General features: G+C 58.8%; 8 protein-coding genes. 1 reads left to right on the forward strand and 7 read right to left on the reverse strand.

Annotated features, from left to right (window positions below; genetic code table 11):
- Positions 1 to 4: 4 nt before the first annotated feature.
- The 3 genes from E4021_RS01700 to ilvA are packed head-to-tail and all read right to left on the reverse strand — an operon-like array spanning position 5 to position 5,222.
- On the reverse strand, positions 5 to 691 hold the full coding sequence (locus tag E4021_RS01700) for a phosphorylase family protein (RefSeq protein WP_136456164.1): 687 nt from the start codon (positions 689 to 691) through the stop codon (positions 5 to 7).
- Entirely contained in the window at positions 688 to 3,918 is a 3,231-nt protein-coding gene (locus E4021_RS01705; RefSeq protein WP_136456165.1) for a UvrD-helicase domain-containing protein, read from the reverse strand. Before E4021_RS01705 ends, E4021_RS01700 begins: the two co-directional genes overlap by 4 nt.
- A 47-nt stretch (positions 3,919 to 3,965) precedes the next feature.
- Positions 3,966 to 5,222, reverse strand: coding sequence for a threonine ammonia-lyase (gene ilvA / locus E4021_RS01710; protein WP_136456166.1), 1,257 nt, complete (start codon positions 5,220 to 5,222; stop codon positions 3,966 to 3,968).
- 191 nt (positions 5,223 to 5,413) lie between these two features.
- Here ilvA and rimM point away from each other — a divergent pair, with 191 nt between their 5' ends.
- Positions 5,414 to 5,914: a ribosome maturation factor RimM gene (gene rimM / locus E4021_RS01715; protein ID WP_136456167.1), complete on the forward strand. Its 501-nt coding sequence runs from the start codon at positions 5,414 to 5,416 to the stop codon at positions 5,912 to 5,914.
- A 2-nt stretch (positions 5,915 to 5,916) separates the two neighbouring features.
- On the opposite strand, the gene E4021_RS01720 is transcribed toward rimM, so the two are convergent.
- The 4 genes from E4021_RS01720 to E4021_RS01735 form a co-directional block, all read right to left on the reverse strand.
- Positions 5,917 to 6,918, reverse strand: a complete 1,002-nt coding sequence (locus E4021_RS01720; RefSeq protein WP_168797419.1) for a T9SS type A sorting domain-containing protein — start codon at positions 6,916 to 6,918, stop codon at positions 5,917 to 5,919.
- Between the two features lie 87 nt (positions 6,919 to 7,005).
- Positions 7,006 to 7,611, reverse strand: a complete 606-nt coding sequence (locus E4021_RS01725) for a riboflavin synthase (RefSeq protein WP_136456169.1) — start codon at positions 7,609 to 7,611, stop codon at positions 7,006 to 7,008.
- Between the two features lie 19 nt (positions 7,612 to 7,630).
- Positions 7,631 to 10,159 carry a glycoside hydrolase family 31 protein gene (locus tag E4021_RS01730; RefSeq protein ID WP_136456170.1) on the reverse strand — a complete coding sequence of 843 codons (2,529 nt, stop codon included), beginning with the start codon at positions 10,157 to 10,159 and terminating at the stop codon, positions 7,631 to 7,633.
- 19 nt (positions 10,160 to 10,178) lie between these two features.
- Entirely contained in the window at positions 10,179 to 11,123 is a 945-nt protein-coding gene (locus E4021_RS01735; RefSeq protein ID WP_136456171.1) for a DUF547 domain-containing protein, read from the reverse strand.
- Between the last annotated feature and the right edge of the window lie 1,051 nt (positions 11,124 to 12,174).

Raw genomic sequence — 12,174 nt, forward strand, 5'->3', positions numbered from 1 at the left:
ACCCTCACGCCGTCGCCAGCACGAAGGGCGACAGTACTTTGCGCAGGGCCTCGTTGAGGTTAATAATGGCGGGTCCGATTTGCCAGGCGGCGCGGTTACGCCTCTCCACGTAATTGCTGATTGCCCTGAGCTGTAGTCCGGGTATGCCCAGCGACCGGATCGCAAAGAAGAAGGCGGCTCCTTCCATGGTTTCTATCTGTACATCGGGGAATTGCTGACGGGTCCGTTCGATACTTTCTTGGTTCCCACTGGCCTTGGTGGCCGTTCCGGCAGCCACGCTGGGGAAGGGGAGCGGGGGTCCCGAGACCGGGACGTGCAGGACACCGTCGGGATCGAAAGGTGCGCCGAATGGAAATCCCAGGGCGGGCGGGGGAAGTAATTTGCCATCGATATCCTCGGCCCCTTGATCCAGCAGCCGCTCACTGATTACCTGAACGACAGTGCCCAGTGGGAGCGATCGATCCAATGCACCCGCCAATCCGGCCTGAATGGTCAACTGAGGCAAGGGCGGCTGCAGCGACTGACCCAAGGCAAAAGCAGTGGTCATCGGGCCCATGCCGGTAAGGAGCAATTCAACCGTGCAGGCGGGAAAGGCGAGGATATTTCGCTTGCTCTCAATGGCTGTTTCCCGCAACCATTCAATGGTAGGCAGGATTTCCTCGGGCGTGGCGGCTATCAGGAGAATTTTCAAAGTTTGACCTCATTTACGCACCCCTGCGCCGGAAAGTGCAGGTACGCGGCCAGGATTTGCGCACCGAGTACTTGCTTCGCCACTTCGGCTTGCAGGCGGAGTTCTGCCATTTTCAATCCGGCCTGTTGCTGATACTGTTTGGGCGGCAGGCAAACATCGTACATGAGGATGTATTCCGCATTGCCTAGGCCCAGCAGCCAATCGACGCATTTATCGTATCGGCGGTGGCTTACCCTTCCCCGCAGGGGGTACTGGCAATGCAGTTCGGCCCCCGGCCAATTCGTGCGGTGAAAATCATGGAACGCCACGGAAAGGTCAAGCAAATGCTCTGCGTCGGCAGGCTGACCGGGCAGGAAGTCGGTGATCAATGACTCGGCGAGTTCCCGGCGGTACTCGGGATCAAGCCCTTCACCGCTGTCCCCGGCCATAAAGGCGCTGACGCAACGACCGAATAGCCGATGGTCGACAGCGGGGTCTACATCCGGGGTGCCGGCATAATGTACTGCTTCACTGCAGGTCGAACTTCCGTAGCGGTCTAGCAAAAAGGTTTCATCCACGCCCAAGGGTGCATAAGGCTTGCGGCCCGGCCGTTCCCGGTCGATAAAGGGGATGCTGCGGTAGGTCATGGGGTAGGCCGGTTGCTGCCTGGGTTCTACCCAATGCTGGTAGCGTTTATCGACATCCACGCCGTTCCAGGTGAAAGGAGTTTCAGTAGTGTCCGGGGCCAGCACGTCCGTCTCCTTTCCCCCCCGACCGTAGGCTCGGTTAACCCAGGAGGCTCCTCCCTTCCCGGTCGGAAGGATCAGGTAATCCCGGGCCCGGGTCATGCCCACGTAGAGGAGTCTGGCTTCTTCCGCCAGGGCCTGCTCCGTGGCCTGCAGTTGAAAATCACTCTCCGCCAGGGCGTCGACCCAGGGGATGCCGCCTGAGATTCGGTCATACGGGTTGACCCAGTACCGGAGCCACCGATTGGCGAGGGGCCGATCGAGGTCAACCGGTGCTGCCGGGTCATCGGGTACCACGGCGCGGCCCCATACGTCCGCGCGCAGTGATTGGTCCAAGTTGTAGCAGATCACCGTCGGCCATTCGAGGCCTTTGCTGCGGTGGTAGGTCAGGACATTGACCGCGTCGGGACGTTCACTTGCCCCCTGCTTGTCATTTTTTTCGCGGATGAGTTGATCCAGGTACAGCAGGTAACCGCCCAGGGACGCGGCCGTGTGTTGCCGGTGACAGCTGTCTTCGTAGGCCACCGCAAGCCGGCGCAGTTCATCCAGGTTGCTTAGCCGTTGCTCACCGTCGCCCCAGGCCACGGCGATTCGACGCAGGTCAAGGCGTTCCAGCACGATATTCAGCATTTCGCTGGTGGAATGCTCCGAAGTGACCTTTCGCAGTTCGTCCAACCTGCCAATCAGTCCTTCGCACGATCCCCAGCTGCCATTTTCCTTTTCCCTGGCCATGAATTCCAGGCGATGGTCAATGATATTCGGCAGGTCGTGCCGACAGCCGAGGAGCATGATTTCGGCTACCGAAAGGGTGTCGCCGGGATTGAGCATATACTTCAGGCAGGCCATCAACAGGGTAGCTTCGGCGGTGACCAACAATCCGGTGCGCGCGATGGCGGCCGGGATTCCCTGGTCGGCCAGCGACTCGGCCACGGCGGTGCAACCGAAGTTGGACCGGCACAGGATGGCGATATCACCGGCTCGCAAGCGCCGCTCGGTCTTTTCTCCTTTGGGTAGTACCAGCGGTGGATTTGCCAGTAATTCCCTGACTGCCTTCGCGAGGGTCGACTGCATGAATACGGCGCTGTGGCGGGTCTTTCCCTCGGGTTCGAAATGCCAGTGGACCAAGCCCGAGTGAGCCGCCATTTCCGGACTTTCCGGCGGGCTGAAACGACTCCCCTCCCGCAAGCGAACGGGATCAAGGCTCACCTCCTCGGCCGGAATATCGGGAAAAGCGGAGACGAAAAGGCTGTTGCAGGCGTATACCAGGTCTTCCCGGCTACGCCAGCTCTGTCGCTGGATATTGGCCGGATCGATGGGGCCGTTGGCCTGCATTACGGCAGCCATGAGTCGGGGCTCGGCGCCACGAAATCCGTAAATGGATTGCTTCGGGTCACCCACCCAAATGCTCTGCCGGGCCAACTGGCTCAGTCGCAGAAATATGGCCAACTGGATGGGGGAGGTATCCTGGAACTCGTCGACCATCAGCAGATCGATTTCGTCGCGCAGGGTATCCTGCACCTTCGGATGGTCGAGCAGGTCGAGTACCAGCACTTCCATGTCGGTGTAATCGATGCGCCCGCGTTTCTTTTTGTACTGGTCGTACTCGGCGATCGCGTCCCTGGCGACATCGAACAGCAGATCCTGATAGGCCCGGATGTCGTGCTGGAAAGCGGTGGTGCCCGGGTGTCGCTGGGCCAGTTCCTCCAGGTCAGATACCAGGTCGCGGCTTTTGGCACCGACTTCCTGGGTGAAGCGACCCAGCTTGGCGTATTCCAGCCAGGGGAGGTGGTCGCGTTCCTTGAGTTGGGACAGGAGGTTGCGCAGGTATAGTGCGGCGGATTCGGTCTTCTTCGTGCCGTCCGCCTCGTTGGCGAACAGGGCCTCGTAGGTCTCCTTCAAGACCCTTCCGATGCGCACGTTGTACTGCTGCAGGGTGAGGTCTTCTAGAACGGGGGGCAGGAACTGCTGCAAACTTTCCCAGCTGAGTCGCTTGCTGCGCTCGATGTCCTCGCGGGAGAAATTATTGCCGCGGATGATCTCCACCAGACCAAGGACGTCCTTGCGCCAATTGTACTTTTCACCGTTGCGGCTCAGCCCTAGGGTGGTGCAGAGATGCTCGATCTTCCGGATCTGGTCGAGGCTGATCACGGCGGCCATGCTCAGGTTAAACAGCCGCTGATCGTCGCCGTCGGCAATGATGTCGACCTTGGGGCTTACTCCGGCCTCGTAAGCAAAGCGACGCAGCAATTTGACGCCCAGACCATGTACCGTACCGATCAGCGCATTGGTCAATTCGTTGGCTTCGCGGCTCATTCCCTGGCGCAGCAGGGCTACCCGAACCCGTTCCTTGAGTTCAGCGGCCGCGCGCTTGGTGAAAGTGGTGGCGATGATGCCCGTGGGGCGGACCGTTCCCGAAGTGAGCAGGTCGGCCATTTCCCGTGTCAGACGGTAAGTTTTTCCGCTGCCGGCGCCGGCGGAGATGAGTTTCAGGTTGTTGAGCAAGGGGTCGGTTCTGGTGGTGCGGTTAAAGTAAACGAAATGTTTTTAATCTAAATCAACATCTCAAACAAAATCGGCTGGTCGTTAAGGTGCTCATACCGCAACTTGCGGGAATCCATTCTGGCGATGAGTGACTTGAAGCCATCGCGGCTCCCGAGTTGAATGCCCACCAGCGCCGGCCCCATGGCGCGGTTGTGCTTCTTGGTGTATTCAAAGTGGGTGATGTCGTCGTCGGCGCCCAGTACATCGAGGAATTCGCGCAGGGCACCCGACCGCTGGGGGAATTCGACGATAAAATAATGCTTGAGACCCGCGTACATGAGTGCCCTTTCTTGAATTTCGGGGGTGCGGGTGATGTCATTGTTCCCTCCGCTCACCACGCATACGATGTGCTTGCCACTGATGTCGCCAAGCTGATCCAGTACCGCGATGGACAGGGCACCGGCGGGTTCCACTACCAGTCCGTCCTCATTGTACAGGTCGAGCATCACGCCGCAGACCTTCCCTTCGTCGACCAACTCGATCCGCGAAATGGTCTCGCGCACGATGGGGAAGTTGTGCTTACCCACCCGCCGGACGGCGGCACCGTCCACGAAGCTGTCAATGGTGTCGAGGGTTACCACCTCCCCGGCCCGGATGCTCTTGTACATGGCGGGTGCTCCCGAGGGCTCCGCGCCTACGAGTTCCGTGCCCGGACTGAGCTGGCGAAATACACTGCCGATCCCCGCGCTGAGCCCGCCGCCCCCGATGGCCATGACCACCATGTCGATGGGTTTGGTCGCGGCGTCCAGGATCTCCAGCCCTACGGTACCCTGCCCGGCAATGGTTTTTGGGTCGTCGAAGGGATGCACGTAAGTTAGTCCGCGTGTCTCGGAGACGCGCAGTGACTCACTGTAAGCGTCGTCGTAGGTATCACCGATCAGCACTACTTCTACGAACTCGCCCCCAAACAGCCGGACCTTGCGCACTTTCTGCGAAGGGGTGACCACGGGCATGTAAATGATCCCTTTAACCTGCATCGCATTGCAGGCGTAGGCCAGGCCCTGGGCGTGATTACCGGCACTGGCGCACACCACACCGCGCTCGCGCTCCTCCTGGCTCAGGGAAGCCATCTTGTTGTAGCTGCCGCGGATCTTGTAGCTTCTTACTTCCTGCAGGTCTTCCCGCTTGAGGTAGATTTCGGCATTGTACATGGCACTTAACCGTGTACTACGCATCAGTGGCGTTTCCAGCGCTATGCCCCGCAACCGGTGGCGCGCCATGATCACTTCCTCCACGGAAATTAGCTTTACCTCGCTATCAGTCATAGGGTAAAGGTAATGGTCCGGTTCCGTCCGCACGGCCCTATCGAACCACCAGTTTGCGGGAGACGAGCCAGGAGGCGGTTGCCTAACCGATTGTTGAGGCTACAGATTTCCCCCCCCGCGTTGCCGGCGCCGGCGCAGGCGGCCACCACAATTCCCGGCACCTGCGACAGCGCCTCCTTACCTTTGACGGCATGGAACTGGTACAGATTGGAACGACCGGGCGGCCCCACGGGGTCCGCGGCGAATTGAGCTTGTTCGTTGAGGAAGTTTTCGAAGACGACCTGCTGCTGGCGCGGGCGGTATTGATTGGCGATCAACCGGTGCCCTACTTTGTCGAGCGGTTCCGGCAGGGCGGAAAAATGACCGTAAAATTCGAGCGCTTCGATACGCGCGAGCAGGTGAGTTTACTGGCCAATAAACCCCTCTGGCTGCCGGCCAACGAAGTAAGCGCCGCGCCGCCGGAGGAGGAGACGCCCTGGGACGGCGTCATGGGTTACACGATCGAGGCAGAGGGATACCCGGAATTGGGCCCCATCGAAGACATCCTGGACCTGCCGGAGCACTATCTGGCTGAAATTACCTATAACGAAAAGACCGTCTACATTCCCCTCCACGACGATTTGGTGCGTGAGGTAAGGAATGAAGACGGTCGATTGATCATGGAGCTGCCCGCGGGGCTGCTGGATCTGTAAGCTTACTGTACCATCAATTTGCCGGATTGACGCCCGGACGGGCCATCTACGTGGTAAAGGTACAGTCCGGCCGGGAGGTCGCTTACCTGCCATTCGACGCGGGCGGTAGTGCCGTTGCGTTGTACGCGGCTTTCGCGCACTTGTCGCCCGGTAAGGTCGGTGAGGGTAGCGGTATAGGAGCCCTGGTCCGTCGTGTTGAAGGTCAATACGGCTTGCCGACTGGTAGGATTGGGACTGATGGAGGTCGCGTAATCGGTCAGGCGCGCGCGGGTGGAGGTGTTTATGTCGGTGTCGATTACTGCGGTGACGATCATCTCGATGTTCAGTCCGCCCCAGTTATCAAAGAGGGTACCGAAGGCAAGTCCACCGGTTTGGGTGGGGAAAAACTCGAATACATTGCGGCCGTCGCCACAGTCCTGGCGGGTGTGGTAGATGCCTACGTATCCTTCTTCGGCGGTATCGTAAGTGCCCCCGAAGTCGATGCCGACCAGGAAAGAGTCGTTCTCGACAATAACCGGTTCGGGGAAGGTGAAGTAGGTGAATTCCAGCCGGGTCGTAGGGAGCAAGATATCGCTGACGCGCAGGGAGTCACTCTCGCCGAGGAAGGCACCGAAGGAACTGTCCGCCTGCAGATCGTCAAACACGAAAGCCCGCAGGAAGGTATTGGCGATCGTGCTGTCAAATCCGGCAAATGCCACGCCCACGGCGGTGATGGCGTAAGGCTCATCCGAATTGTATTCCAGGCGCTGCAGTTTGGCAATGTCGCCGTAGCCATTCGAGCCGGTCACAAAGCCATCGACATCCGTGATACCGAAGGCCGCTACACGACGGGCGCAGGTGTCTAGCAGGATGTCCGGAATAATGGTATCGACCACGGCCTTGGCGGGGGAGCGCAGTGGCTGGTCGAGCTTCAGGACCGGACCCAGAGTCGGATCGGCGGTTTTTTGGCCGCTGAGCACCACGGGAAGCAGGCAGATCAAAAAGAAAGGGAGTAGCCTTTTCATCATAAAATGGGTTGTTGGATGGTAGTTGTAATAAAGGTCGGACCGGGGTCACTACCGGAATAGCTGCAATTGCCTTTTGTGCAAACTTTAAGACTTCGGCAGCTGCAAATGGCGATACGCCGACATTTGGCGTGCGATGTACTTTCCGATGATGTCGAACTCCAGGTTCACCCGGTCGCCGGCGCGGAGGTCTTTAAAGTTCGTGTGCGCATAGGTGTACGGTATGATGGCCACCCGGAAAGTGTCGGCGGTGGGCTCCACTACGGTCAAACTCACCCCATTGACGCAAATGCTGCCCTTGTCGACCAGCAGGTCGTCGGTAGCGTAGCGGAAGGTGTAGTACCAGCTGCCACCGGAATCCTCTACCGCGAGGCACTCGCCGACGGTGTCGACATGGCCCTGTACGATGTGTCCGTCCAGGCGCGCACCGGCCTGCATGGCCCGTTCCAGGTTCACCGTCGCGCCCACCTGCCATTCTCCGAGGCGGGTACGGTCGAGGGTCTCCTGCACGGCCGTAACGGTGTGCCGGTCGCCATCCAATGCAACTACGGTGAGACAGACGCCGTCGTGGGCGAGGCTCTGGTCGATCTTGAGTTCCGGGCCGAGGGGGCTGGCGACGGTGAAGTGTACGTTCTGACGGTCGCGTTCTACGGCAACGATGGTGCCGGGGGTTTCGATGATGCCTGTAAACATGGGTAGAATGGGGTTGCCGCTAGGAGATGGTAATTTTTCGGAAGTCGAAGGGGACCACCAGGTTGGCCGTCTGCCGGTGGACCTGTACGGCGCCGGGCTGGCGCTCGCCGTCGACCTCCACCTGCGAGGGAACGGAATCAAACCCGACCAGCCGGATTCTGGCCCGCTGTATCCGGCTGGTGTAGGCACCTTCACCGGACTGTTCGAGGGTAATGGTTTTCCCCTCGCGGCGCAACACGTAACTCCGCCTCAGGTATTGGTCGTTCTGGTAACCGTAACCCTCACCGGCATCCCAGTAGAAGCTGCCCGAACCGGAGTCGTCGAGGTAGGCGGTGAGGTGAAGGGAATCCAATTGGGTGGCCTCGCCGGTATGCTGCACGGCGTTGATTGTGGGGATCACCGCTCCGGCGCGGACGAAGATCGGCAGGCGGTCGGGACGGATGCGTACGCGCAGCGTCCGGCCGCCGGTGAATGTCTTGCCGGTCCAGAAACTGTACCACCGGCCACGGGGCAGATAGACGGTAAGCGATTTCAGGTTGGGTTCCGTGACCGGGCACACCAGCAGGTCTTCACCGGCCATGAACTGGTCGCCGTACTTGCGGCATTGCGGGTCCTGCTGGTCGTAAAAGAACAGATTGCGCAAGACCGGAATACCCGTGGCAATGTGGCGGTCAAATGCCGTATAGAGGTAAGGAAGCAATCGGTACCGCAGCTCAATGGCGCGGCGGTTGTGGTCCGTATGCTGTCCCCCGTGCACCCACGGCTCCTGGTCCTGGCGGTTGGTGGCTTCGGCCTCCTGTACCTGGGCAGCTTCGGCTTCGGCCGCCCCGTCGGTGTTGTTGCCCATGCTGTGGACGCGCATCAGGGGGTGGAATACGGCCAGTTGCAGCCAGCGGGTCAGGAGTTCCGGAGTAGGGTCGTCGACGAAGCCTCCGATATCGGTACCTACAAAACTGTATCCGCTGATCGCCAGGCGCAGGCACTGCCGGTTGGCCAGGGCGAGGTGCTCCCAACTGGCGATGTTGTCACCGGTCCAGAGCGAAGCATAGCGCTGCCCTCCGCTGAAGTTGGCGCGCGCAAGCAGGAAGGGCCGTTTTTCGGGCTGCAGTTTACGCAAGCCCTCGTGGGTGGCCCGGGCCATTTGCATGCCGTAGATGTTGTGGGCCTTCCTGTGGTCGCCCGTCAGGCCGTCGTAGTCGTGGCGCACGTCAGGGGGGAAGGTCAGGGCGTTGACCTTAAACATTGCCGGCTCGTTCATGTCGTTCCAGAATCCGCTGACGCCGTGCTCGACGTAAAGCTCCTGGTAGAGCTGACCCCACCAGTCGCGGACCCGCGGATTGGTATAGTCCGGCCACACGCACTCCGGCGGCCACACCGGGCCCACCATTTGCTCACCCGTACTGCGCCGGCAGAACACATCCTTACTGGCACCGTCGACGTAGACCGGATAGTCTTCGTCCACGCGGATGCCCGGGTCGATCATCACCACGGTGTGAAATCCGTCGGCTTTGAGTTCGGATATCATGCCCTTCGGATCGGGGAAATGCTCCTTGTCCCACGTGAAGCAACGGTATTCGTCCATGTAGTCGATGTCCAGATACAGGGCATCGCAGGGGATTTTTTTCTTGCGGAAGGTATCGGCGACCTCTTTAACGCGTGCTTCCGGGAAGTAACTCCACCGGCACTGATGGTAGCCCAGCGCCCAGAGTGGGGGTAGTTCGGGCAGTCCGGTCAGTCGGGCATAGCGACTAGCCACCTGGTCCAGTTGCGGTCCGTTGATGAAGTAGTAGTCGAACTGCCCGCCGTCGGACCACAGGGTGGTTATCCCGTCACCGCTGCTGTTGAAGTCAAAATGGGTACGGTAGGTATTGTCGAGAAAGATTCCGTAAGCGTGGTCCTCCCGCAATCCATAGTAAAAGGGTACGGTCCGGTAGAGCGCATCACGTTCCCGGCCGTAGGCGAAGGAATCGCTGTTCCAGTTTTCAAAGCAGCGGCCCCGCAGGTCAGTGTCCCAGGCCTTGTCGCCCAGGCCGTAAAAGCTTTCTTCCGCGGCGGTCTTTACCTGCAGGCGCATCTGGTCCAGACCCTTCATCAGGGTGGTCCGGGCGTAAAAGGGCGTAGCGTAGCGGTGGATTTCCTTCCCCGATGCCCGATCGCTTATGGAAACCGCGGCGTCGACCATATCGACCCGTACGGACACGGAGGCGGTATCAATAAAGTAGCCTTCCGCTTCCTGGTGGCAGGTCACGTGGGCCGATTGGGGCTGGGCCTCCGGGTCGCGTGCGTAGCTGAAGTCGGCCACGTCGCGACCGTAGGTATAAAAGAAACGGATCAGGTTATCACCCCAGACTTCAATTTGTAGCCTTACGTCGCCGTCGGTCAGGAAGCGGAAGCGGTAGTTGCTCTGTCGCACCACTTCCTTTACGCGGCCGACGTGGTGAATGTGGTACACGTCGTCGTATCGCAGCGTACTCAGGGTATTTTCCGCGTGTACGACACCAGGCTCGGTTTCGTAGGGGAGCCGGGCTGTTTTCTTGATCTTCGCCATGGGTGCAAGGTACCCCTGCTTAGTCATTCAGGTCCCAGTCGTACTCCAGAAAGTGCAGTTCCTTCTCGGCGGGGATCTCCGTAGTGAGGTAGCGGTTCAGGAAGGCTTTGGGGTTTCCGAAATCCTGGGCGTACCAGTCGAAGAGGGGTGAGACCCGCACGACAGCTTCCTGCGTGACGTTAAATTTCTCGTTGTTTACGAAACTCCGGGTTTGTTGCTCCAGCATCCGGTCGAGGTTCTGCGGGGTATAGGCCTGGTTAGCGAGCGGCGGACAGCTGATGGCCGCGCACACCAGGGCGAAGTGGATCCGCGGTTCGCGGAAGGTGGGCCGGATGATCTCGTGCTCGATCTGGTTCAGGCTGTATGCTTTTCCCTCCAGGGTGATGAATTTTCGGTCCCACGGCTCATCAATGTCCCGAATGCTCTTCACCGGCCAGTTGTCGAGGATCAGTTGAATGGTAAAGGCGTTATAGGCATTGATCCAGTAAGCCAGGCGCTCTTCGCGCGTCCAGGCGGCATCCGGCGCGTCCCTTGCCAGCAGATCCAGATAGGCGTCGAGCGACTGGCGGTTCTGGCGCAATCCGGCATAATCTACCCGACCGGCAGGAGAGACGTAGCGTTGCAACAATTGATTCCACTGGGCGTGACTCGGGTCCAGGCTGCTTGTCGCCACTGGCTTGGGTTTGGGGGGCGCGGTCGCGGGTGCCGTATTCGTGGGCGGGGGCGGCGGTACCGGTTTGGCTTTTGGTTTTGACGGCGCAGCTGCCAGGGGTGGGGGCGGCGGGGCCTTTTCCGGCACGGCATCCGTATTTGCTGCCAGCGTGGTCGCGATCTGGTCGCGGGCCACTGTATCAGGTACTTCGGCTTGTACCGTCAGACTTTCCGATGTTTCGGTATCGGGTGGGCCGTCCGCACAGGCCGGGAGGCAGAAGCCGGAAATGAAAAACGCGAAAATTCTTAGCATAGAGTGGGAACTGTCTGGCATGCAAACAGTGGGGTAGGGTAGAAGGGTTCACCCGCCAGCTGGGCCAATAAAAAAGGCCCGCGCATATGCGCGGGCCTAAAAAAGCTTTCTAACTACCATAATAACAAAAAGTCACGGCGCATAATGCCGTTAAAAAACTTTCCTAAGTATTATTAAGACCTAATAAGGCCGAATAATATAGTCTTTGACCTTTCCCATCGGATACCGGTCGTGGCACAAGCCGTTGTTTTACATTATCCACTCCTAGAACGAAGGTGGTGGGCCGGCATGACCCCATCTAAATGGGGTCTGGGCAGAAAATAATGCCCCCGTCCAAAGACGGGGGCACCATATACACTTTCTGACTACCGTAAAACTAAAAAGGATAGTGGTGTCGCCAATTGACGACCACCACTGGATTGCGGAATTACCCATAGGTAATAGCCGCGAAAATGTTATTTGAAATATAGGCTTAACTGAGAGACACATTGAACAGGGAAATATCCCTAATAATCTGGATCAAAGATATTGGGGCAGAAACGACCCGCCCCCCCACAAACGTGGGGTTAATCGCAATTTTCCCAAATTATATCCAATTATTTTTCCGTAACCCGCCGGCTGGCCTCTGTGCGGATATAACTGGTCGAAAGCATCGGCCGAGATTGGGTTGGCCCACCTTTTGGGTCACCTACACCTCTCACTCGCCGCGTCTGACGACGACGGTGAACACCACCAGGGGCGGCCAATTGGCGGTGTTTAGCATCCGATAACTAATGCGATTGGGGCATAAAAAAGGTCCGCACGTTGCACCGTACGGACCTAAGTCTTAAATCGTCTACTGGTAACTGTCCAGTGGGCCGTAGGCCCGGAAATACTTCTAGGAAAAAGGTGCAGGAGGTTAAAAGGACTCCCTACTCCCGTGAGTAAATAGGTTTATAAATGAGAGACAAAATGGGGAAGAAACAGATCCTTCCGTTGTTAGGACAAATTTAGAATGCCTGGGGGGGGGTGGCACCCCATGATGATGGGGTCATAATGACATTTGTTAAAG

This window comes from Neolewinella litorea (assembly GCF_004803465.1).
GTDB classification, from domain to species: domain Bacteria; phylum Bacteroidota; class Bacteroidia; order Chitinophagales; family Saprospiraceae; genus Neolewinella; species Neolewinella litorea.

Excerpts from the sequence above, each read along its gene's own strand:
- rimM (WP_136456167.1), top strand. The coding sequence starts at position 5,414 with ATGGAACTGGTACAGATTGGAACGACCGGGCGGCCCCACGGGGTCCGC.
- E4021_RS01730 (WP_136456170.1), bottom strand. The coding sequence starts at position 10,159 with ATGGCGAAGATCAAGAAAACAGCCCGGCTCCCCTACGAAACCGAGCCT.
- E4021_RS01720 (WP_168797419.1), bottom strand. The coding sequence starts at position 6,918 with ATGAAAAGGCTACTCCCTTTCTTTTTGATCTGCCTGCTTCCCGTGGTG.
- ilvA (WP_136456166.1), bottom strand. The coding sequence starts at position 5,222 with ATGACTGATAGCGAGGTAAAGCTAATTTCCGTGGAGGAAGTGATCATG.
- E4021_RS01735 (WP_136456171.1), bottom strand. The coding sequence starts at position 11,123 with ATGCTAAGAATTTTCGCGTTTTTCATTTCCGGCTTCTGCCTCCCGGCC.
- E4021_RS01725 (WP_136456169.1), bottom strand. The coding sequence starts at position 7,611 with ATGTTTACAGGCATCATCGAAACCCCCGGCACCATCGTTGCCGTAGAA.